Here is a 22,464-nt window from a genome sequence, read left to right on the forward strand (position 1 = left end):
TGGCGGGGGGGGGGGGGGGGTTTTCCCAGCCCCCGCGTTATTTTTTCGCGACACCCACCCCGAGGGTGTCAACTTTCACTAGCCCCCCCCGGGGGGGGGCCCGGGCCCCCGGGGGGGGGGGGGGGGGGGCCCCCCACCACCCCTTCGCCTTCCGCCCCACCTCCGCCTCCCCGCGCCGACTGGAGAACCGCCCATGCGCCCCCGCGTCCCTGTTTCGTACGGTCTGCTCCCCGCCCTGTTGCTGCTGGTCGCGGGCCTGCTCCTGCCCGCGACGACGGCGACGGCCGCGGACAACGGCACCTGGGGGGTGTTCCCGACGCCCCCGGCCGGCGCCGCGATGACCGACCGCGCGTACTTCTTCCACCAGGGCGCGGCCGGGACCACGGTCAGCGACAGCGTGACGGTCCTGAACTCCTCCGACAAGGAGCTGACCTTCCAGATCTTCGCCACCGACGCGGTCAACACCCCGGCCGGCGGCGCCTTCGCGCTGCTGCCCGTGGACCGGAAGCCCAAGGACGTGGGCGCCTGGATAGCCCTGCCGCCCGAGACGGCGACCACGGTGACCGTGCCGCCCAAGGGCCGCAAGGACGTCCCGTTCACGGTGAAGGTCCCCGAGGACGCGACGCCCGGGGACCACGTCGGCGGGATCGTCGCCCTCAACACCGCGGTGGAGGGCATCCGGCAGGAGGGCAAGGTCCAGGTCGGGGTGAAGCGGCAGGTCGGCTCGCGGCTGTACTTCCGGGTGCCGGGGCCGGTGACGCCGGGGCTGAGCGTGGAGGACGTGAAGGTCAGCCGGTCCGCGCCGCTGCTGCCGTGGGTCGAGAAGGCCCGCGCCACGGTCTCGTACACGCTGGTCAACCGGGGCAACGTGGTCATCGAGCCCAAGGTGGCGGTGTCCGCCGAGGGGCTGTTCGGCCGTACGGTGCTCGACCGGCCGGCTCGCGAGCTGAAGCTGGCGCTGCTGCCCGGCCAGCGGATCGAGCTGACCGAACCGTGGGCGGACGCACCGCAGTCGGACTGGGTCACCGTACGGATCTCGGCCGGGGCGAGCGCCCATCCGGACCTCACCTCGGCGTCCGAGGCGGAGTTCGTGGCCGTACCGTGGCCGGCCCTCGGCGCGCTGCTGGTGCTGGCGGGCGCGGCGCTCACCCTGCTGGTCCTGCGGCGCCGCCGCGGCCGGTCCGCGGAGGGCGCCGAACGGGACGAACCCGCGGCGGACTTGGCGGGGACCCGCTGACCGGCGGGGGCGTGGGCGCCCCCGCCCCGCGAGCGGGCACCGGGAACGGGCACGGGGAACGGAGCGCGCCCCCCGCGTGAGGGTTGCGGGGGGCGCGCCGGTCGTGCGGTCCTACGGGTCAGTGGTTGCGGGGGAAGCCCAGGTCCACGCCCGACGGGGCCTCGGACGGGTCCGGCCAGCGGGTCGTGACGACCTTGCCGCGGGTGTAGAAGTGGATGCCGTCGTTGCCGTAGATGTGGTGGTCGCCGAAGAGCGAGTCCTTCCAGCCTCCGAAGGAGTGGTAGCCCACCGGCACCGGGATCGGGACGTTGACGCCGACCATGCCGGCCTCGATCTCCAGCTGGAAGCGGCGCGCGGCGCCGCCGTCGCGGGTGAAGATCGCGGTGCCGTTGCCGAACGGCGAGGCGTTGATGAGGGCCACGCCCTCCTCGTAGGTCTCGGCGCGCAGCACGCACAGCACCGGGCCGAAGATCTCGTCGCGGTAGGCGTCGGAGTCGGTCCTGACGTTGTCCAGGAGCGACAGGCCGATCCAGTGGCCGTTCTCGAAGCCTCCGACCGTGTAGCCCGTACCGTCCAGGACCACGTCGGCGCCCTGGTCGGCCGCGCCCTTCACGTACGAGGCGACCTTGTCGCGGTGGGCGGCGGTGATCAGCGGGCCCATCTCGGAGGTCGGGTCGTTGCCCGGGCCGATCTTGATCTTCTCGGCGCGCTCGCGGATCTTCTCGACCAGCTCGTCGCCGATGGAGCCGACCGCGACGACCGCCGAGATCGCCATGCAGCGCTCGCCCGCAGAGCCGTACGCGGCCGAGACCGCCGCGTCGGCGGCCGCGTCCAGGTCGGCGTCCGGCAGCACCAGCATGTGGTTCTTGGCGCCGCCCAGGGCCTGGACCCGCTTGCCGTTCGCGGAGGCGGTCGTGTGGATGTGGCGGGCGATCGGCGTGGAGCCGACGAAGGAGACGGCGGCGATGCCCGGGTGGGCGAGCAGCGCGTCGACGGCGACCTTGTCGCCGTGGACGACGTTGAGCACACCGTCCGGCAGGCCGGCCTCGGACGCCAGCTCGGCCAGCTTGTTGGCGGCCGACGGGTCCTTCTCGCTCGGCTTGAGGATGAAGGTGTTTCCGCAGGCCACGGCCAGCGGGAACATCCACATCGGCACCATCGCCGGGAAGTTGAACGGGGTGATGCCCGCGACCACGCCGAGCGGCTGGCGGATGGCGGCGACGTCGACCCGGTTGGAGACGGAGGTCGACAGCTCGCCCTTGAGCTGGGTGGTGATCCCGCAGGCCAGCTCGACGATCTCCAGGCCGCGCGCGACCTCGCCGAGCGCGTCCGAGTGCACCTTGCCGTGCTCGGCGGTGATCAGCTCGGCGATGGCGTCGCGGTTGGCGTCCAGCAGCGCGCGGTAGGCGAACAGCACCTTGGTGCGGGCGGCCAGCGAGGACTGGCCCCAGCTCTGGTAGGCCTCCTGGGCGACCCGTACGGCCGCGTCGACCTCGTCGGCGGAGGCGAGCGCGACCTGCGTGGTGACCTCGCCGGTGGCCGGGTCGGTGACCGGGCCGTAGTTGCCCGACGCGCCCTCGACGGTCTTGCCACCGATCCAGTGGTTGACGGTCTTCATTGCCTTGCTCCTTCACAGATGGCGACGTCGCTGCGCGGCTTGCCGGTCGTACTCTTCGCGGGCCGCGTTCGCGGACGCACGGGTCGCGGTCTCGGCCACAGGAACATCCCACCACGCCTGCGCCGGGGGCGGGCCCGACACAGTGTCGGGTGTTCGGGTCTGTGCGTAGACACATGTGGGACGGTCCGCCTCACGCGCTTCGGCGAGGGCTTTCCGCAGGTCACCGATGGTGCGGGTGCGGATCACGGCCATCCCGAGGGAGGCTGCGTTGGCCGCGAGGTCCACCGGCAGGGGCGCTGCGGTGTACGAACCGTCGTCCGCCCGGAAGCGGTACGCCGTCCCGAAGCCCTCCCCGCCCACGGCCCCGGAGAGGCCGCCGATGGAGGCGTAGCCGTGGTTGTCGAGGATCACCACCTTGATCGGGATGCCCTCCTGCACGGCCGTGACGATCTCGGTCGGGTTCATCAGGTACGTCCCGTCGCCGACCAGCGCCCACACCGGGCGGCCGGGGGCGGCGAGCGCGGTGCCGATCGCCGCCGGGATCTCGTAGCCCATGCAGGAGTAGCCGTACTCGACGTGGTACTGGTCGGGCGAGCGCGGGCGCCACAGCTTGTGCAGGTCCCCGGGCAGCGAGCCGGCGGCGTTGATCAGGATGTCGGAGGCGTCGACCACCGAGTCGAGCAGCCCGAGCACCTGGGCCTGCGTCGGGGCGGCGTCCTCGTCGGGGGCCGCGTAGGCACGCTCGACCAGCTGCTCCCAGCTGCGTTTCTTCTCTTTGTACGCCGTCTCGTACGCGGGGTCCACGCGGTACCCGGCAGCCGCGTCCCGGAGGTCTTCCAGGCCCACCCGCGCATCGCAGACCAGCGGCCGGGCGGCGAGCTTGTGGGCGTCGTACGGGTCGAGGTTGAGTCCGAGGAAGCGGACGGCGGGATTCTGGAACAGGGTCGCCGAGGCGGTGGTGAAGTCGGTGAGCCGGGTCCCGGCGGCGATGACCAGGTCGGCGCCGCGCGCCAGCTCGTCGGCGGTGGCCGTCCCGGTGTGCCCGATGCCGCCGACATCGGCGGGGTGGTCGTACGGGAGCGCCCCCTTGCCCGCCTGCGTGGAGGCGACCGGGATCCCGGTCGCCTCGGCGAACTCCGCCAGCGCGGCCTGGGCGGCGCTGTGCCGGATCCCGCCGCCGGCGACGATCAGCGGGCGCGCGGAGCCCCGTACGGCGGCGGCGGCCCGGGCGAGCTCGTCCCGGTCGGGCCGTGGTCTGCGGACGCCCCACACGCGCTCGGCGAAGAACTCGGGCGGCCACTCGTAGGCCTCGGCCTGGACGTCCTGCGGCAGCGCCAGGGTCACCGCGCCGGTCTGGACGGGGTCGGTGAGCACCCGCACGGCCTGGAGGGCGGCCGGGATCAGGGCCTCGGGGCGGGTGATCCGGTCGAAGTGGCGGGAGACGGGCCGCAGGGTGTCGTTGACGGAGAGGTCGCCCGCGTACGGCACCTCGAGCTGCTGCAGCACGGGATCGGCGGGCCGGGTGGCGAAGGTGTCGCCGGGCAGGAGGAGGACGGGGATCCGGTTGATGGTGGCGAGGGCGGCCCCGGTGACGAGGTTGGTGGCGCCGGGCCCGATGGAGGTGGTGACGGCGTGGGCCGAGAGCCGCCCGCACTGGCGGGCGTACCCGACGGCGGCGTGCACCATGGCCTGCTCGTTGCGCCCCTGGAGGAAGGGCATCTCGCGCGGGCCGCTCTCGAGGAGGGCCTGACCGATGCCGGCGACGTTCCCGTGCCCGAAGATCCCCCAGGTGGCGGCGATCAGCCGGTGCCGGCGGCCGTCGCGCTCGGTGTACTGGCGCGCGAGGAAGCGGACGAGGGCCTGCGCGACGGTGAGCCTCATCGGGTCTCGTCCTCCGCTCGGTGGAAGGGCAGCCGGGGGTCGGTGTCCTGGCCGGGCCAGGTGTCCCGGATCCAGGCGTGGTCGGGGTGGTCCCGGATCAGCCACTCCCGGGGCGGTCCCGGGGGCCCGGCCATGACGTTGAGGTAGTACATGTCGTGCCCGGGCGCGGCGATGGACGGCCCGTGCCAGCCGTCCGGGATGAGCACCGCGTCGCCGGTCCTCACCTCCGTGAGGATGTCGGTCTTCCCCGCCGCGGAGGGGGTGACACGCTGGTAGCCGAGCCCGGGGGTGTCCCCGTGCGGGGCGATCTCGAAGTAGTAGATCTCCTCGAGGCGGGACTCGTGGCCGGGGTGGAACTCGTCGTGCTTGTGGGGCGGGTACGAGGACCAGTTCCCGCCGGGGGTGAGGACCTCGACGGCGATGAGCCGGTCGCATTCGAAGACTCCGGCGGCGGCGAAGTTGTTGACCTGCCGGGAGCAGTGGGCCGCGCCGCGCAGCTCGACGGGGACATCCCGGGCGGGCCCGTACCGGGCGGGCAGGATCTGCTCGCACCGCGCCCCGACCAGCGCGAACCGCCCTCCGGACGGGGACCCGATCTCCGCCTCCCCGTCCCGGGGCAGGTACGCGAAGTCGCTCGGCCCGCTGAACACGCTCTCGCGGCCGCGGAGTTCGAACACCGTGACGGACGGCTCGCCGGGTGGCCCTCCGGGTGTTCCCGGCGGGGCCGCCGGGACGGGCTCCGCGCAGCGGATCGTGCAGCCGCCGGCCAGCGGGAGGACGATCCACTCGTGGTCCCCGCACGCGTGCGCATACGTCTCGCCGGGTGCAAGCTCCAGCACCCGCAGCGCGGTGAACTCCATCGCATGGGACGCGGTCACCGTCACGGCTCCAGCACCTCCTCCACTTCCTTCGCGTACGGCATCGCCGCCGAGCACGCCAGCCGCGACGCAACGATCGCCCCCGCCGCATTGGCGAAGCGGAGCACCCGCTCCAGGTCCCAGCCCGCCAGCAGCCCGTGGCACAGCGCCCCGCCGAACGCGTCCCCCGCGCCCAGCCCGTTCACCACCTCAACCTGCACCGGCGCCGCCTCCACCACCGTTCCGTCCCGCCGCATCGCCAGTACCCCGTCCGGCCCCCGTTTCACCACCGCCAGTTCCACCCCGGCCGCGAGCAGCGCCCGCGCCGCCGCCCGCGGTTCGTGTTCGCCGGTCGCGATCGCGCACTCCTGTGCGTTGCCGACCGCCACCGTGGCGAGGCCCAGCGCCTGCGCGTACGCGTCGTGCGGCTCGTCCTCCCACAGCATCGGCCTCCAGTCGAGGTCGAAGACCGTGATCCCGGACTTCGCGCGGGCCTCCAGCGCGGCCAGGGTGGCCGAGCGGCTCGGCTGCACGCTCAGGCCGGTCCCCGTCATCCAGAACACCCGTGCGGCGCGTACCGCCGCCAGGTCCAGCTCCCCCGGTTCGATCTCCAGGTCGGGGGCCTTCGGCAGCCGGTAGAAGTAGAGGGGGAAATCGTCCGGCGGGAAGATCTCGCAGAACGTGAGCGGGGTCGGATGGCGCGCTTCCTCCCCCACCCACCGGTCGTCCACCCCGAACCCGCGCAGTTCGGCCCGCAGGTAGGCGCCGAAGGGGTCCGCTCCGGTCTTGGTGATCACCGCCACCCGGCGGCCCAGCCGGGCCGCCGCGACGGCGACGTTGGTGGGCGAGCCGCCCAGGAACTTCCCGAAGGTGTCCGCCTCCGCCAGCGGTACGCCCGTTCTCAGCGGGTAGAGATCCACCCCGATGCGTCCCATCGTGATCAGGTCGAACGCGACATCGTCCGCTGCGGTCACAGGCAGTCCTCCCACTCGTCTCGCACCCTAAGGTGGCCGTCATGACGTCCTCCCCACCCGCGTTGACCCGTATCCGCATCGGTTCGGCTCCGGACTCCTGGGGTGTCTGGTTCCCCGACGATCCGCTGCAGACCCCGTGGGACCGGTTCCTCGACGAGGTCGCCGACTGCGGGTACGAGTGGATCGAGCTCGGCCCGTACGGCTATCTCCCCACCGACCCCGCCCGCCTCGCCGAGGAGACCGCCAAGCGGGGCCTGCGCGTCAGCGCCGGCACCGTCTTCACGGGACTCCATCACGGGCCCGCCGTCTGGGCGGACACCTGGGAGCACGTGTCGCGGATCGCGGCGCTCACGCAGGCCATGGGCGCGCGCCACCTCGTCGTCATTCCCTCGTTCTGGCGGGACGACAAGACGGGCGAGGTGCTGGAGGACCGCACCCTCACGCCCGCGCAATGGCGTGAACTGACCAGGCAGACCGAGCGCCTGGGCCGCGAGGTCCAGGACCGGTACGGGCTGCGGATCGTCGTGCATCCGCATGCGGACACGCACATCGACACCCCGCAGAACGTGGCCCGCTTCCTGGACTCCACCGACCCGGACCTGGTCTCCCTGTGCCTGGACACCGGGCACTACGCCTACTGCGGCGGCGACAGCGTCCAGGCCGTCGAGACCTTCGCCGAGCGGATCGGCTACCTCCACCTCAAGCAGGTCGACCCGCGGATCCTCGCCGAAGTCGTCGCGGAGCAGCTGCCCTTCGGGCCGGCCGTGGCCCGCGGGGTGATGTGCGAGCCGCCGTCGGGGGTGCCCGCACTGGAACCCGTACTCGCGGCCGCCCAGCGGCTCGGCGTGGACCTCTTCGCGATCGTGGAGCAGGACATGTACCCGTGCCCGCCCGACCGGCCGCTGCCGATCGCCCGCCGCACCCGCGCCTACCTGCGCTCCTGCGGCGCCCGCTGACTCCCCGGAGGGAACACGACATGAGCACGCTGGGCATCGCCGTCATCGGGACGGGGAAGATGGGCGCCGACCACGTCCGCCGGTTCGGGCGGACGGTGGGCGGGGCCCGGGTGGTGGCCGTGGCCGACCCGGACGGCGACCGGGTCAAGGCGGTCGCGGCGGGGCTGGACGGCGCGAGCGCGCACACGGATCCGGCGGCCGCGATAGGGGCACCGGGGGTGCAGGCCGTACTGATCGCCTCACCGGGGCCCGCCCACGAGGAGGCGATCCTGCACGCCCTGGAGCGGGAACTGCCGGTGCTGTGCGAGAAGCCGCTGACCCCGGATCCGGCGGGGGCGCTGCGGGTGATGGAGGCCGAGCAGCGGCTGGGCCGGCGCCTGGTGCAGGTGGGGTTCATGCGGCGGTTCGACGCCGAGTACGAGCGGCTCAAGGAGCTGCTGGACGCGGGCGGGATCGGCCGGCCGCTGTTCCTGCACTGCCGGCACCGCAATGCCTCTTCGCCGTCGTTCTTCACCAGCGACATGCTGATCAGCGACTCCGTCGTGCACGAGGTCGACGCGGCGCGCTGGCTGCTCGGGCAGGAGATCACCGCGGTGTCCGTGCTCTCCCCGACGCCCACCTCGGCGGCCCCCGAGGGGCTGCGCGATCCCCGGCTGGTCCTGCTGGAGACCTCGGGCGGGGCGATCGTGGACGTGGAGATCTTCGTCAACTGCGGCTTCGGCTACGAGGTCCGGTGCGAGGCGGTCGGCGAGGCGGGGAGCGCCCAGATCGGCGAGGGGCAGGCGATGGTCGTCCGGTCCGCGGGCCGCAGCTACGGGGAGATCCCCCAGGACTTCACCGTCCGGTTCGCCGACGCGTACGACCGCCAGCTGCGGCGCTGGGTGGCCGCGGCCGCGCAGGGCCGGGTGGCCGGGCCCGACGCCTGGGACGGCTACGCGGCGGCCGCGGTCTGCGCAGCGGGGCTCACGGCCGCGCACGGCGGCGTACGGACCCCGGTGGAGCTGGTGGAACGGCCGGCGCTGTACCGCTGAGCCGCCCTCCCGCCCGCCTGCCGCTGCCGTTCACTGCTCGCCGTTCACTGCTCCCCGCTCACCTCCCATCCGTTGTGCCGCATCCGTCACGGGCATCGCCCCTGTGTCACGGATGTCCGCATCACGCGGGTTTTCCGTCACAGCAACTCGACAGCCCCTCCCGCGCCTTCACCCTCCGTCGTTCTCCGGGCACAACGTGAGTGATCGTCTGTGTCCACGCGTCGGCTCCCCCGACGGCTTCCAGGCCGGCCCCGCGGCGTGGACAAGGAGGTGTCGTGGATGAGCGACCGACAGCTGTGGTCGTACAAGGAGATCGCCGCCCATATCCAGGTCCAGCCGGACACGGTGCGCTCGTACCGCAAGCACGGGCTGCTCCCCGCTCCCGACCACGTGGAAGGCGGAAAGCCCTACTGGTACGCCGACACGATCCGCGCCTGGGTGGCCCGCCGCCCCGGCAACCGGGGCCGCCGCGACTGACGCCCGCGACCCCGGCTGCGAACAGGACCGCCGGGGCCCCGTCCGCAGAGGGGAGCCGCCCCCAGCCGCGGCGGCTCCCCCCTGCCCCTGCCACCGGCTACCGGCTACCGGCTGGCCGCGGGTATCCGGTCCGGCTCCGGCCGCTCCCCCGGCGCCGGCGACAGCGGCCCGGGAGCGGACTCCCCCTCGCTCAGCCCGAACCGCTCGTGCAGCCGCCGCAGCGGGCCCGGCGCCCACCAGGTGGCCTTCCCCGTCAGCTTCATCACCGCCGGGACCAGGAGGCTCCGTACGACCAGCGCGTCCATCAGCACGGCCAGGGCGATCCCGAGCCCCAGCATCTTGGTGTTGGTCACCCGGGAGCTGCCGATGGCCACCATCACCACCGCCAGGATCACGGCCGCCGCGGTGATCAGCCCGCCCGTGCGGACCAGGCCGGTGCGCACCGCCCCCTCGTGGTCCCCGGTCCGCTCGTACTCCTCCTTGATGCGGGATATGAGGAACACCCCGTAGTCCATGGAGAGTCCGAAGGCGATGCAGAACATCAGGACGGGCAGCGTCGTCTCGATGTCCCCGGTGGAGGTGAAGGAGAGCAGTCCGGACAGGTTGCCCTCCTGGAAGACCCACACCACCGCCCCGAACATCGCCGTCAGGCTCAGCGCGTTGAGCAGTACCGCCTGGACCGGTATCAGCACGCTCCCGGTGAGCAGGAAGACCAGCAGCAGCGTGGCCAGGACCACCAGGGCCAGGGCCGCCGGCAGCTTCTGCGCTATCGCCTTCTGGGCGTCGACGAGCACCGCCGCCTGCCCCGTCACCGAGGTGTCGAAGGGGGCGTCCACGGCGCGCACCACGCCGACGAGGTCCTGGGCCCGCTGCCCCACCGCCTCGCCCTCGGTGACCACCGAGAAGTACGCGTACCCCGGCCGGGCCTCGGAGCTCACCGGCCCGGCCACCCGCACCCCGGGCAGGGCGGCCAGCCGGTCCCGGTAGGCGCCCAGGTCCGCGGGACCGGCCGCGCCCTCGGCCAGCACCGTCAGCCCGGCGCCGGGGCTGCCCGGGAAGCCGTCGCGGATCTGCTGCTGGACCAGGTGGGACGCGGCGGTCTCCGGCAGCTGCCGGTCGTCCACGGTGCCGAACTTCACCCCGAGGAAAGGCAGTCCGAGCAGGAGCAGCCCCGCAGTGGTGGCGAGGGCGAACACGGGGGCCCGGCGCATCACCAGCGCGGTCGTCCGCGCCCAGCCCCGGCCGGCCTCGGCATCCGCGGCCGGCGCCCCTTCGGCCGCCCCGGCCCGCCCCCGCCGCCACAGCCGCCGCAGGTCGAGGGAGTTGACCCGCTCCCCGAGCAGCACCAGCGCCGCCGGCAGCAGGATCAGGGCGGCGCCCGCCGCGAGCAGGACCACCGCGACCCCGGCGTAGGCGAAGGAGCGCAGGAAGTACATCGGGAAGAACAGCATGGCCGAGAGCGAGACGGCCACGGTCAGCGCCGAGAACAGCACCGTACGCCCGGCGGTCCGCAGCGTGGCCCCCACGGCTGCCACCGGATCCCGCCCGGCGGCGAGCTCCTCGCGGAACCGCCGCACGATGAACAGGGCGTAGTCGATGGCGAGGCCGAGGCCGAGCGCGGTGGTCAGGTTCTGGGCGAAGACGGAGACGTCGGTGAACTCGGTGAGGCCGCGCAGCACGGCATTGGTGCCGAGGATGGCGACGATGCCCACGCCCAGCGGCAGCAGCGCGGCGACGGCGCTGCCGAAGACGATGACGAGCAGGACGAGGGTCACCGGCAGGGCGATCACCTCGGCGCGCAGCAGGTCCTCCTGGATGGTGGTGGTCACCTCGCGCTGGACGGCGACCGGTCCCCCGAGGGAGACGCGCACCGGCCCGTGCTCGCCCCGGTAGCGCGGGGCGATCCGCTCCAGCACCGCGGCGCGGGTCTTCTCGTCGCCGAGCACCCGGGCGGCGATCAGGGCCTGCCTGCCGTCCTCGGAGCGCAGCGCGGGCAGGTGCGTGCGCCAGTACGAGCCGACTCCGGCCACCCCCTGCTCGGAGGCGAGCTGCGCGGTCAGCCGCTCGGCCTCGGCGGCGACGGCGGGATCGTCCACCCCGGCCGTCCCAGGCGCCGACCCCGCGCCCGCGCCGGCGGCGGCGTCCACCAGCAGGAGCAGGTTGGGCTGGGAGCCGGGGAACTCACGCTCGAGGACCTTGGCGGCGTAGGTGGACCGGGCGTCCGGGTCCTCCCAGCCGCCGCTGCCCATCCGGTCGGCCACGCCGCCGCCCGCGAGGACGGCCAGTGCCGTGACCACGAGGGCGAGCAGCAGCGAGAGTCGCGGCCGGGCCGTGACGATCCGGGTCCACCGTCCGCTCTCCCCTGGCGACGGCGGTTTTTTGACTTCGGACATGACTCGGTGTCCCCTTCACCGTGATTGCCAGGCAACTTAAACTGGCAAACACGAGCAGTCGCTCGCGTTTCCCAAGAATGCGAGCGCCCTCTCGCGTTTGTCAATCACCCACGGGAAGCAAGGGACGTGACATGCCGGAGAGGTCCCGGGCCGAAACCGCCGCAAAGGCCCCGAAGGCCACGAAGAAGGCCGCCGCCCCGCGGCGCCAGGCCCGCGGGGAGCGCCGGATCGCCCAGCTCCTGGCGGCCGCCGCCAGCGTGTTCTGCCGTACCGGATACGCCGCGGCCAGCACCAACGCCATCGCCCGCGAGGCCGAGGTCTCGCCGGGCACGCTCTACCAGTTCTTCCCGAACAAGGAAGCCATCGCCATCGAGCTGGGCGGCCAGCTGCTCCGGCGCGCCCACGAGATGCACGGCCAGGCCTTCCTCCCCGAGAACCTGGACAGGCCCCTGCCCGAGCTGCTCGACGCCGTCCTGGACCCGGTGATCGCCTTCAACTGCGAGAACCCGGCCTTCTGGGCCCTCATGCACGGCTCCGGCATCCCCGGCATCACCCAGGAGCACGAGGAGCTGCACTCCGGGCTGCTGGCGCGGATCCAGGGCGTCCTGGGCAGCTTCTGCCCGGACGGCACGCCCGAGGAGTTCGCCCACGTCTCCAACATGATCCTGGGCATCTTCAAGGCGTCGCTCGACCTGATCCTGGCGAGCGAGGGCGCCGAGCGGGCCGCGTACGTCGCCGAGCTGAAGACCGTGCTGCTGCGCTACCTGGAGCCGATGGTCACGGCCCCCCACCCGCACTGACGCACATCCGGAACCGGACGGAAGTGGCGGCGAACGCTCGCGTTGATACCCCCTAGGGGTATAGTCTCCAAGAGTCGGGAGGACGGTGGAGCGAAACCGCCGGCCCCGGCGACCGGACACGCCCTTGAAGAGGAGAACGACATGACCGCCGAGACGGACACCCAGACCACCACCGTCTACCGGGTGACCGGCATGACCTGCGGGCACTGCGAGGGCGCGGTGACCACCGAGATCTCCGCCCTGCCGGGCGTCAGCTCGGTCAAGGCCGTCGCCGCGACCGGCGAGGTCACCGTGGTCTCCGCCGCCGCGCTCACCGACGAGGACGTCGCCGCCGCCGTGGACGAGGCCGGGTACGAGTTCGCCGGCCCGGCCGTCTGAGCACCCTCTCCTTCGCAGTACCCCGCCGGGTCGTGCCGGCCAGCTCATACTGGTTCCGTACGACCCGGCCCTCCCCCTGGAGCCGGACATGAGCAGCAGCACAGTGCACGACGGGCCCATAGCGGCGGCCGGAGCCGCCGAGGTCGAGCTGAGCATCGGCGGGATGACCTGCGCCTCCTGCGCCGCCCGCATCGAGAAGAAGCTGAACCGGATGGACGGGGTCAGCGCCACGGTGAACTACGCCACCGAGAAGGCCCGCGTCTCGTACGGCGGCGGGGTCCGGGTCGCCGACCTGATCGCGACCGTCGTCAAGACCGGGTACACCGCCGAGGAGCCCCCGCAGCCGGAACCGGAAGCAGAGGCCCCCGGGGCCGCGCAGGCCGGCGCCCCCCGCGACCCCGAGCTGGCCGCGCTGCGCCAGCGGCTGCTGGTCTCGGCCACCCTGGCCCTGCCCGTCGTGCTGCTCTCGATGGTCCCGGCCCTCCAGTTCGACAACTGGCAGTGGCTCTCGCTGACCCTGGCCGCCCCCGTCGTCGTCTGGGGCGCTCTCCCCTTCCACAGGGCCGCCTGGACCAACGCCCGGCACGGCGCCGCCACCATGGACACCCTGGTCTCGGTCGGCACCCTCGCCGCCTTCGCCTGGTCGCTGTGGGCCCTCTTCTTCGGCCATGCCGGGATGCCGGGCATGCGGCACGGCTTCACCCTCATCGCGGTCCAGGGGGGCGCCGTCTCACGGACGGACGGCTCCTCCGCGATCTACCTGGAGGTCGCCGCCGGCGTCGTCAGCTTCATCCTGCTCGGCCGCTACCTGGAGGCCCGCTCCAAGCGGAAGGCGGGCGCCGCCCTCAAGGCCCTGCTGGAGCTGGGCGCCAAGGACGTCGCCGTCCTGCGCGGCGGCCGCGAGGTACGGATCCCGGTGGCGCAGCTCGCGGTCGGCGACCGGTTCGTCGTACGCCCCGGCGAGAAGATCGCCACCGACGGCACGGTCGTGGAGGGCGCCTCCGCCGTGGACGCCTCGATGCTGACCGGCGAGTCGGTCCCCGTCGAGGCCGGCGTGGGCGACTCCGTCACCGGCGCCACCGTCAACACCTCCGGCCGCCTCGTCGTCGAGGCCACCCGGATCGGCGCCGACACCCAGCTCGCCCGGATGGCCAGGCTCGTCGAGGAGGCGCAGAACGGCAAGGCCGAGGTGCAGCGCCTCGCCGACCGGATCTCCGGGGTCTTCGTGCCGGTCGTGCTGGTGCTGGCGCTCGGCACCTGGGTCACCTGGCTGCTGATCACCGACAACCCCACCGCCGCCTTCACCGCCGCCGTGGCCGTCCTGATCATCGCCTGCCCCTGCGCCCTGGGCCTGGCCACCCCGACCGCGCTGATGGTCGGAACCGGGCGCGGCGCGCAGCTCGGCATCCTGATCAAGGGCCCCGAGGTGCTGGAGTCCACCCGCCGCGTCGACACGGTCGTCCTCGACAAGACGGGTACGGTCACCACCGGCCGGATGACCCTGTCCGGCGTGCACACCGCCGCCGGTACGGACGAGCGCGAACTGCTGCGCCTCGCGGGCTCGCTGGAGCACTCCTCCGAGCACCCGATCGCCCGGGCCATCGCCACCGGCGCCGCCGAGAGGGCCGGTGCCCTGCCGGTCCCGGAGTCCTTCGAGGCCCTCGCCGGGCTGGGCGTCCGGGGCGTCGTGGACGGACACGCCGTCCTGGTCGGCCGAGAGCAGCTGCTGGCCGACCGGTCGATCGCCCTGCCCGCCGGTCTCGCCGAAGCCAAGGCGGCCGCCGAGGCCGCGGGCGGCACCGCCGTCCTGGTGGCCTGGGACGGGGCGGCGCGGGGGGTCCTGACCGTGGCCGACGCGGTCAAGGAGACCAGCGCCGAGGCGGTGTCCCGGCTGCGGGCGCTGGGCCTGACCCCGGTGCTGCTGACCGGCGACAACAAGGCCGTGGCCGAGACGGTGGCCCGCGAGGTGGGCATCGACGAGGTGATCGCCGAGGTGCTCCCGCAGGACAAGGTGGACGTCGTGCGCCGGCTCCAGGCCGAAGGTCGTACCGTCGCCATGGTGGGCGACGGGGTCAACGACGCGGCCGCGCTGGCCCAGGCGGACCTGGGCCTGGCCATGGGCACCGGCACCGACGCCGCGATCGAGGCCGGCGACCTGACCCTCGTACGGGGGGACCTGCGGGTGGCGGCGGACGCGATCCGGCTCTCCCGGCGGACCCTGGCCACCATCAAGGGCAACCTCTTCTGGGCGTTCGGCTACAACGTGGCGGCCTTGCCGCTGGCGGCCGCCGGCCTGCTCAACCCGATGATTGCGGGGGCCGCGATGGCGTTCTCCTCCGTTTTCGTGGTGAGCAACAGCCTCCGGTTGCGATCCTTCCGCTAGGGGATCTTCTCCTCACTGCGTACACACTTCCTTCACGGGAGACGCAGATCACAGTGATTGCAACGTAACCATCCGGCACTGCAGTGGGTCTAATGGGGCGATGCCAGGAACGTCTTGGGGGACGTTCACGGGGGTCTTGGGGGACGTCCGGGGCATCAGCCGGCCGGGACGCGTGCCCAACGGGGTGCTTTGAGCGGCCCTCCCGACCCGTACGGGTCCCGGCAGACACCCATCGGGGCGCACCGCGCGTGCGCTCCTCGCCGACACCCCGGCTCGGGTCCCGTGGGGGGAATCCGTTCCGGGGAAAGGAAAGCGCCCCGACCGTCGACCCGTGGGGGGATCGACGGCGGGGCGCTTTTCGCTTGCCTGGTCGGCCTCTTCGCCCGACTGAACGCGTCGGCCGGCGGCCTCGGTTGAGCCTCGGGTCAGCGGGCCTCGACCGGGACGAAGTCGCGCAGGACCTCGCCGGTGTAGATCTGGCGCGGACGGCCGATGCGGGAACCCGGCTCCTTGATCATCTCGTGCCACTGGGCGATCCAGCCGGGAAGGCGGCCGAGCGCGAAGAGCACGGTGAACATCTCGGTCGGGAAGCCCATGGCCCGGTAGATCAGGCCGGTGTAGAAGTCCACGTTCGGGTAGAGGTTGCGCGAGACGAAGTACTCGTCGGCCAGCGCGTGCTCTTCCAGCTTGAGCGCGATGTCGAGCAGCTCGTCGCTCTTGCCGAGCGCCGAGAGGACGTCGTGCGCCGCCGCCTTGATGATCTTCGCCCGGGGGTCGAAGCTCTTGTAGACGCGGTGTCCGAAGCCCATGAGGCGGACGCCGTCTTCCTTGTTCTTCACCTTGCGGATGAAGGCGTCGACGTCGCCGCCGTCGTTCTTGATGCCCTCGAGCATCTCGAGGACGGACTGGTTGGCGCCACCGTGCAGCGGACCCCACAGGGCCGAGATGCCGGCAGAGATCGAGGCGAACATGTTCGCCTGCGAGGAGCCGACCAGGCGCACGGTGGAGGTCGAGCAGTTCTGCTCGTGGTCCGCGTGCAGGATCAGCAGCTTGTCGAGCGCCGAGACCACGACCGGGTCCAGGTCGTACTCCTGGGCCGGTACGGAGAAGGTCATGCGCAGGAAGTTCTCGACGTAGCCGAGGTCGTTGCGCGGGTAGACCACCGGGTGGCCGACCGACTTCTTGTACGCGTACGCCGCGATCGTCGGGAGCTTGGCCAGCAGCCGGATCGTCGAGAGGTTGCGCTGCTTCTCGTCGAACGGGTTGTGGCTGTCCTGGTAGAACGTCGACAGCGCGCTGACCACGGAGGACAGCATCGCCATCGGGTGCGCGTCGCGCGGGAAGCCGTCGTAGAACCGCTTGACGTCCTCGTGCAGCAGCGTGTGCTGGGTGATCTCGTTGCGGAACGACGCGAGCTGGTCGACGGTCGGCAGCTCACCGTTGATCAGCAGGTACGCGACCTCGATGAAGGTCGAACGCTCGGCCAGCTGCTCGATCGGGTAACCGCGGTAGCGCAGGATTCCCTGCTCACCGTCGAGGTAGGTGATCGCGGACTTGTAGGCGGCGGTGTTGCCGTATCCGCTGTCCAAGGTGACGAGCCCGGTCTGGGCCCTCAGCTTCGAGATGTCGAAGCCCTGGTCACCGACGGTGCTTTCGACCACCGGGTAGGTGTATTCACCGTCCGCGTACCGGAGTACTACAGAGTTGTCGCTCACGTCATCCCTCACCGACGTAGTGCCTCTTCTTCGAGGTGCCCTGACTGCCTCTACCTTCCCCCATTTGGCGCAGGAGAGTGCACTCGGGGTCGGCCTTTGGTCTTTTTGACGGCACTGAGTGCCTTCAACCTGCTCATCCTGCCCCCTCCGCGCCGGTGCCGGAACCCCAAATGATCGATCATTTAGGTGATGTTTCCCACCGGTATCCGTCCGGACAGCCTGGGCGCGACCGCCGTGTACCTCCTGCCTGCAGAAACGGTACGCACCGCCTGGCCGAGGGCCTTGCGGGACCCGACCAGCACGACGAGTTTCTTCGCCCTGGTCACCGCCGTGTAGAGCAAATTGCGCTGGAGCATCATCCAAGCCCCGGTGGTGACCGGGATCACCACGGCCGGATATTCACTCCCCTGGGAGCGGTGGATGGTGACGGCGTACGCGTGGGCCAGCTCGTCGAGCTCCGCGAACTCGTAGCCGACCTCCTCGTCCTCCTCCGTCCGTACCGTGAGGCGCTGTTCGTCCGCGTCGAGGGCGGTGACCACGCCGACCGTGCCGTTGAAGACGCCGTTGGCGCCCTTCTCGTAGTTGTTCCGGATCTGGGTGACCTTGTCGCCGACCCTGAAGACCCGGCCGCCGAACCGCTTCTCGGGCAGGTTCGGCCGGGCGGGCGTGATGGCCTGCTGGAGCAGGCCGTTGAGGTTTCCGGCGCCGGCCGGGCCCCGGTGCATGGGCGCGAGCACCTGGATGTCACGGCGCGGGTCCAGCCCGAACCTGGCCGGAATCCTGCGGGCCGCCACGTCCACCGCGAGCCGCCCGGCCTCCTCGGTGTCCTCCTCCGGGAACAGGAAGAAGTCCGGCAGCCCGTCGGTGAGCGGCGGCAGGCCCGTGTTGATCCGGTGGGCGTTGGTGACCACGCCCGACTGCTGGGCCTGCCGGAAGATCCGGGTCAGCCGGACCGCGGGCACCGGCCCGCCCTCGGCCAGCAGGTCCCGCAGCACCTCCCCGGCGCCCACCGAGGGCAGCTGGTCCACATCCCCGACCAGCAGCAGGTGCGCACCCGGTGCCACCGCCTTGACCAGCTTGTTCGCCAGCAGCAGGTCCAGCATCGAGGCCTCGTCGACGACGACCAGGTCCGCGTCCAGCGGGCGTTCCCGGTCGTACGCCGCGTCCCCGCCCGGCTTGAGCTCCAGCAGCCGGTGCACGGTGGAGGCCTCGGCCCCGGTGAGCTCGGACAGCCGCTTCGCCGCCCGGCCGGTGGGGGCGGCGAGCACGACCTTGGCCTTCTTGGCCCGGGCCAGTTCCACGATCGAGCGCACGGTGAAGGACTTCCCGCAGCCCGGCCCGCCGGTGAGGACGGCCACTTTGCGGGTCAGCGCCAGTCTGACCGCGTCCCGCTGCTCGGGGGCCAGCTCGGCCCCGGTGCGCCCGGAGAGCCAGCGCAGGGCCTTGTCCCAGTCCACGTCCTGGAAGCCCGGCATGCGGTCGTCCTCGGCGCCCAGGAGCCGCCGCACCTGGCCCACCAGCGAGAGCTCGGCGCGGTGGAAGGGCACCAGGTACACGGCGGTCAGCGGATCCGGCCCGCCCTGCGGATCCGGCACGGACTCCCGTACGACGCCCTCCGGGTCGGCGGCGAGCTCGGCCAGGCATTCGATGACCAGCCCGGTGTCCACCTGGAGCAGCTTGACCCCGTCGGCGATCAGCCGCTCCTCGGGCAGGAAGCAGTGCCCCTGGTCGGTGGACTGGGACAGGGCGTACTGGAGCCCGGCCCTGACCCGTTCGGGGCTGTCGTGCGGTATGCCGACGGCCTGGGCGATCCGGTCGGCGGTCAGGAAGCCGATGCCCCACACGTCGGCGGCGAGCCGGTACGGCTGGTTCTTGACCACCGAGATGGAGGCGTCGGCGTACTTCTTGTAGATCCGGACCGCGATGGAGGTCGAGACGCCGACGCCCTGGAGGAAGACCATGACCTCCTTGATCGCCTTCTGCTCCTCCCACGCGGCGCCGATCAGCCTGGTCCGCTTGGGACCGAGCCCGGGCACCTCGATCAGCCGCTTCGGCTCGGCCTCGATGACGTCGAGGGTGTCGGTGCCGAAGTGCTCCACGATCCGGTCGGCGATCTTCGGGCCGATGCCCTTGATCAGGCCGGAGCCGAGGTAGCGGCGGATGCCCTGGATGGTCGCGGGGAGCACGGTGCGGTAGTTCTCCACCGTGAACTGCTTGCCGTACTGGGGGTGGGAGCCCCAGCGGCCCTCCATGCGCAGCGATTCGCCGGGCTGCGCCCCGAGCAGGGAGCCGACGACCGTGAGCAGGTCCCCGCTGCCGCGGCCGGTGTCGACCCGGGCGACCGTGTACCCGCTCTCCTCGTTGGCGTAGGTGATGCGTTCGAGCACCCCCTCGACCACTGCCGGCTGCACCGCCCCGTTGGTTGCCATGGCAGTGAAACTACCGCCCGGCGCCGACAGCCCGTCAGGCCTGTGGACAAACCGGAAGGGGGTCCGGCCTCGCGGCCGGACCCCCTCACGGTTACCCCTCCCGTGTCGGACTTCCCGATCCCCCCAGATCCCTCCCCGGAAGTGCCGACGCACCATACGACCCGCTGCCCCGCCCGGGGGTTGCACACCGAATCGGAACTTTACGTTTCCATTACTCATGGGCGCCGCGACGCCGGTCCGAGGTGCCCTTGAATCACCACAGAAGTAGCGTTTCCGGCATGAGTGAATCTTCGTTCCAGGAAGACGTGCTCGGCGAGCTGGGCCCGGACGGGCTGACCGACATCGCCGGCCTGCTCGGCACCGACGCGGCGGGCGCCCGCGAGGCCGTCGCGACCACGGTCGGCGCCATGGCCGGCGGCCTCCAGGAGAAGGCCGCCGCCGGGGACGCCGGTGACGAGGAGGTCCGCCAGGCTTTCGCCGAGGTGGCCGAACCCCCGTTGCAGGGGGTGGCCACGCTCGGCGGCGGGCTGCTCGGCGGCGGTCTGATGGCCGGGGTGCTCGCGAAGGCGAGCAAGCCGGTCGCCGCGGCGGTCTCCAAGAAGACCGGCATCCCCCCGGCCACCGTCAGCCGCGTCATCGAACTGCTGATCCCGGTGCTGCTGACCGTCTTCGCCAAGCGCGCGGCCGCCGGCAAGGGCGCCGCCGGAGCCCCGGCTCCCGGCGCGGCACCGGGCGCCGCCCCGGCGGAGGGCGGCGGATTCGGCGACCTGCTGGGCCAGATCCTGGGCGGCGGCAGGAAGTAGCTCCACCGCGTATCCTCGGGCGCCATGGAGCCCCCTGCCGACAACTCCCCCGCAGCGGTACGGCTGCGGGACCCCGAGCCCGGGGAGCTGGGCTGGATCGTGCAGCGGCACGGCGCGCTCTACGCCGCCGAGTACGGCTGGAACACGGACTTCGAGGGTCTCGTGGCCCGGATCGTCGCCGACTTCGCCGAGGACCACGACCCGCATCTCGAGCGGGTCTGGATCGCCGAGCTGAACGGCCGGCCGGTCGGCTCGGTGATGTGCGTGCGCGAGGACGGCGCACCGGGCACGGCGCGGCTCCGGCTGCTCCTCGTCGACCCGGAGGGGCGCGGGCACGGCATCGGGTCCCTCCTCGTCGACACCGTCGTCGCGTTCGCCCGCTCGGTCGGCTACCGCGAGCTGGTGCTGTGGACCAACGACGTGCTGACCTCGGCCCGTTCCCTCTACCAGCGTGCCGGGTTCACCCTGGTCGCCGAGCGCCCGCACCGCTCGTACGGCGTCACGCTCACGGGGCAGGACTGGCGGCTGCCGTTGCAGGAGGACTCCCCGCGCTGACCGCCGCGCCGCCGCCCTGCGTACGGGTTCCCGCGCGGGCGGGGGCCAGCGAGGTCATGCCCACCCCGCCGACCAGCAGGAGCGCCGCCACCCAGCGCAGCCCCGAGACGCTCTCGCCGAGTACCAGCGCGGCCGAGGACATCCCGAACACCGGCACCAGCAGCGAGAACGGCGCCACCGAGGAGGCCGGGTAGCGCTTCAGCAGGTGGTTCCAGGCGCCGAAGCCGAACACGGTGGACACCCAGGCCACGTACCCGATGACCGCGACCCCGGACCAGTCCAGCCCGCGCAGCGCGGCCAGGTCCCGCTCGGGCCCCTCGATCAGCAGCGAGAGCCCGAACAGCGGGAGCACCGGGACGGTGCACACCCAGACCATGAAGTTCAGCGCGTCGGGCGGGGACGCCTTCCGCGTCAGGACGTTGGACACGCCCCAGCAGGCGGCGGCCGCGACGACCAGGGTGAAGCCGAGCACCGGCCCCGAGGTGCCCCCGTCCACGGCGGCGACACCGATCCCGGCGAGCGCCACCGCCATGCCGGCGATCCGGACCCGCCCCGGCCGCTCGCGCAGGACGAGGGAGGCGAGGACGGCGGTGAAGACGGACTGGACCTGGAGCACGAGGGAGGAGAGTCCCGCCGGCATCCCGGCGGCCATCCCCGTGAACAGGAGGCCGAACTTGGCGATGCCGAGGGCCACTCCGACCGCGATGATCCACTTCCAGGCGGCCTTGGGACGGCCGACGAAGAACACGGCGGGCAGCGCGGCGACGAGGAAGCGCAGGGCGGACAGGAGCAGCGGCGGGAAGTGGCCGAGGCCGATCTCGATGACGACGAAGTTGAAGCCCCAGACGGCGGCGACGAGTACGGCGAGTGCAGTGTGGACGGGACGCATGCTTCGAGCATCGACGGCGCAACCATGTAGCACCAGCGCGGATGTCTTCCGGGATGGATGAAGCATTGCTTACGGGTGCTCCCGTGGTCCGGCGGTGCCTACGATGGCCGCATGCTCGACCTCTCCCGGCTGCGCGCCCTGCACGCCGTCTCCGTCCACGGCTCGGTCGCGGGCGCGGCGGCAGCCCTCGGCTACACCCCCTCCGCCGTGTCCCAGCAGATCGCCAAGCTGGAGCGGGAGACCCGGACCACGCTGCTGGAGCGGCGCGGGCGCGGGGTCGCGCTCACCGAGGAGGCCCGGCATCTCGCCCAGACCGCCCAGGAGTTGCTGGCGATCGTGGAGCGCGCCGAGACCACCCTGGAGGAGCGCCGCGGGCAGCCGAGCGGGCTGCTGACGGTGGCCGCCTTCGCCTCGGCGGCGCGCGGGCTCCTGCCGGGGGTGCTCGCCGATCTCGCGCGCCGGCATCCCGCGCTGGACGTGCGCCTCACGGAGGTCGACCCCCACCTGTCCGTGGACCTGGTGGCCCGGGGGGTCACCGATCTGGCGGTGGCCCACGACTGGGACATCGCCCCGCTGCCCGCCCCGGAGGGCGTCGAGCAGGCGGTCATCGGGGACGACCCGTGCGACCTGGTGGTGCCGCACGACCACCCGTTCACGGCGCGGGCGGTCATCCGCAGGGGCGACCTCGGCGGCCAGCGCTGGGTCTGCCAGCCGCCCGGCCGGGTCTGCCACGACTGGCTGATGCGCACCCTGCGCACGGCCGGGTTGGAGCCGGACGTCGCGCACGTGGCCGAGGAGAACCACACCATCGTCGCGCTGGTCGCGGCCGGGCTCGGGGTGGCCGTCGTACCGCGGCTGGGCACCGGGGCGCTGCCGCCGGGCGCGGTGGCCGTGCCGCTGGAGCCCGGTCCCGTACGCAGGCTGTACGCCCTGTGGCGGACGGGGGCGGCCCGCCGGCCGGCGATCACCGAGGCCGTGCGGACCCTGCAGGAGCACTGGGCGTACGCGGCACCCCGTCCGGGGGACCTCCCGAGTGTCCGCGGCGCCGGGGGCGCGGCCCGGCAGTAGGGTCCGGCGCGTGTCGTACC

General features: G+C 72.6%; 17 protein-coding genes and 1 pseudogene. 10 read left to right on the forward strand and 8 right to left on the reverse strand.

What is annotated here, in order from left to right:
- Positions 1-193 precede the first annotated feature (193 nt).
- The gene (locus tag ACFYXK_RS04255; protein ID WP_389409727.1) at positions 194-1,237 is read left to right on the forward strand and encodes a WxL protein peptidoglycan domain-containing protein; all 1,044 of its coding nucleotides are present in this window, start codon (positions 194-196) and stop codon (positions 1,235-1,237) included.
- A gap of 118 nt (positions 1,238-1,355) precedes the next feature.
- Here ACFYXK_RS04255 and ACFYXK_RS04260 read toward each other — a convergent pair whose 3' ends face one another.
- From ACFYXK_RS04260 to iolC, 4 genes are read right to left on the reverse strand one after another with little or no spacing between them, the layout of a single operon-like run.
- The gene (locus tag ACFYXK_RS04260) at positions 1,356-2,855 is read right to left on the reverse strand and encodes a CoA-acylating methylmalonate-semialdehyde dehydrogenase (RefSeq protein ID WP_383513283.1); all 1,500 of its coding nucleotides are present in this window, start codon (positions 2,853-2,855) and stop codon (positions 1,356-1,358) included.
- A gap of 12 nt (positions 2,856-2,867) precedes the next feature.
- Positions 2,868-4,736 carry a 3D-(3,5/4)-trihydroxycyclohexane-1,2-dione acylhydrolase (decyclizing) gene (gene iolD, locus ACFYXK_RS04265; RefSeq protein ID WP_389409728.1) on the reverse strand — a complete coding sequence of 623 codons (1,869 nt, stop codon included), beginning with the start codon at positions 4,734-4,736 and terminating at the stop codon, positions 2,868-2,870.
- The gene (gene iolB / locus ACFYXK_RS04270; protein WP_389409848.1) at positions 4,733-5,596 is read right to left on the reverse strand and encodes a 5-deoxy-glucuronate isomerase; all 864 of its coding nucleotides are present in this window, start codon (positions 5,594-5,596) and stop codon (positions 4,733-4,735) included. Before iolB ends, iolD begins: the two co-directional genes overlap by 4 nt.
- A gap of 20 nt (positions 5,597-5,616) precedes the next feature.
- On the reverse strand, positions 5,617-6,528 hold the full coding sequence (gene iolC / locus ACFYXK_RS04275; protein WP_389409849.1) for a 5-dehydro-2-deoxygluconokinase: 912 nt from the start codon (positions 6,526-6,528) through the stop codon (positions 5,617-5,619).
- Positions 6,529-6,608: 80 nt separating this feature from the next.
- Here iolC and ACFYXK_RS04280 point away from each other — a divergent pair, with 80 nt between their 5' ends.
- The 3 genes from ACFYXK_RS04280 to ACFYXK_RS04290 all read left to right on the forward strand — a co-directional run bounded on the left by ACFYXK_RS04280 (position 6,609) and on the right by ACFYXK_RS04290 (position 9,031).
- A complete protein-coding gene (locus ACFYXK_RS04280) occupies positions 6,609-7,523 on the forward strand; it encodes a sugar phosphate isomerase/epimerase family protein (protein ID WP_389409729.1) in 915 nt (304 codons plus the stop codon).
- A gap of 20 nt (positions 7,524-7,543) precedes the next feature.
- The gene (locus ACFYXK_RS04285; protein WP_389409730.1) at positions 7,544-8,554 is read left to right on the forward strand and encodes a Gfo/Idh/MocA family protein; all 1,011 of its coding nucleotides are present in this window, start codon (positions 7,544-7,546) and stop codon (positions 8,552-8,554) included.
- 279 nt (positions 8,555-8,833) lie between these two features.
- Complete coding sequence (locus tag ACFYXK_RS04290; RefSeq protein WP_389409731.1) at positions 8,834-9,031, forward strand: helix-turn-helix transcriptional regulator; 198 nt, start codon at positions 8,834-8,836, stop codon at positions 9,029-9,031.
- Between the two features lie 104 nt (positions 9,032-9,135).
- On the opposite strand, the gene ACFYXK_RS04295 is transcribed toward ACFYXK_RS04290, so the two are convergent.
- Positions 9,136-11,424 carry an MMPL family transporter gene (locus ACFYXK_RS04295; protein ID WP_389409732.1) on the reverse strand — a complete coding sequence of 763 codons (2,289 nt, stop codon included), beginning with the start codon at positions 11,422-11,424 and terminating at the stop codon, positions 9,136-9,138.
- 131 nt (positions 11,425-11,555) lie between these two features.
- Between ACFYXK_RS04295 and ACFYXK_RS04300 the strand changes: the two genes are divergently transcribed.
- The 3 genes from ACFYXK_RS04300 to ACFYXK_RS04310 all read left to right on the forward strand — a co-directional run bounded on the left by ACFYXK_RS04300 (position 11,556) and on the right by ACFYXK_RS04310 (position 14,985).
- The gene (locus ACFYXK_RS04300; RefSeq protein ID WP_389409733.1) at positions 11,556-12,224 is read left to right on the forward strand and encodes a TetR family transcriptional regulator; all 669 of its coding nucleotides are present in this window, start codon (positions 11,556-11,558) and stop codon (positions 12,222-12,224) included.
- 141 nt (positions 12,225-12,365) lie between these two features.
- A complete protein-coding gene (locus ACFYXK_RS04305; RefSeq protein ID WP_389409734.1) occupies positions 12,366-12,602 on the forward strand; it encodes a heavy-metal-associated domain-containing protein in 237 nt (78 codons plus the stop codon).
- 88 nt (positions 12,603-12,690) lie between these two features.
- The gene (locus ACFYXK_RS04310) at positions 12,691-14,985 is read left to right on the forward strand and encodes a heavy metal translocating P-type ATPase (protein WP_389409735.1); all 2,295 of its coding nucleotides are present in this window, start codon (positions 12,691-12,693) and stop codon (positions 14,983-14,985) included.
- Between the two features lie 425 nt (positions 14,986-15,410).
- On the opposite strand, the gene ACFYXK_RS04315 is transcribed toward ACFYXK_RS04310, so the two are convergent.
- Together ACFYXK_RS04315 and ACFYXK_RS04320 are read right to left on the reverse strand one after the other, a co-directional pair.
- Entirely contained in the window at positions 15,411-16,700 is a 1,290-nt protein-coding gene (locus ACFYXK_RS04315; protein ID WP_031145430.1) for a citrate synthase, read from the reverse strand.
- A gap of 182 nt (positions 16,701-16,882) precedes the next feature.
- Positions 16,883-19,129: an ATP-dependent RecD-like DNA helicase gene (locus ACFYXK_RS04320; RefSeq protein WP_389409736.1), complete on the reverse strand. Its 2,247-nt coding sequence runs from the start codon at positions 19,127-19,129 to the stop codon at positions 16,883-16,885.
- A gap of 278 nt (positions 19,130-19,407) precedes the next feature.
- Here ACFYXK_RS04320 and ACFYXK_RS04325 point away from each other — a divergent pair, with 278 nt between their 5' ends.
- Complete coding sequence (locus ACFYXK_RS04325; protein WP_389409737.1) at positions 19,408-19,932, forward strand: DUF937 domain-containing protein; 525 nt, start codon at positions 19,408-19,410, stop codon at positions 19,930-19,932.
- A 54-nt stretch (positions 19,933-19,986) separates the two neighbouring features.
- Positions 19,987-20,487 (forward strand): annotated as a pseudogene (locus tag ACFYXK_RS04330) (GNAT family N-acetyltransferase); the annotation flags it as partial.
- Here ACFYXK_RS04330 and ACFYXK_RS04335 read toward each other — a convergent pair.
- Positions 20,438-21,376 carry an EamA family transporter gene (locus ACFYXK_RS04335; RefSeq protein ID WP_389409738.1) on the reverse strand — a complete coding sequence of 313 codons (939 nt, stop codon included), beginning with the start codon at positions 21,374-21,376 and terminating at the stop codon, positions 20,438-20,440. The pseudogene ACFYXK_RS04330 and the gene ACFYXK_RS04335 sit on opposite strands and share 50 nt — an antisense overlap.
- A gap of 111 nt (positions 21,377-21,487) precedes the next feature.
- Between ACFYXK_RS04335 and ACFYXK_RS04340 the strand changes: the two genes are divergently transcribed.
- Positions 21,488-22,444 carry a LysR substrate-binding domain-containing protein gene (locus ACFYXK_RS04340; RefSeq protein ID WP_389409739.1) on the forward strand — a complete coding sequence of 319 codons (957 nt, stop codon included), beginning with the start codon at positions 21,488-21,490 and terminating at the stop codon, positions 22,442-22,444.
- Positions 22,445-22,464 lie beyond the last annotated feature (20 nt).

The sequence above is a fragment of the Streptomyces sp. NPDC002209 genome (assembly GCF_042890265.1).
Classification (GTDB): Bacteria; Actinomycetota; Actinomycetes; order Streptomycetales; family Streptomycetaceae; genus Streptomyces.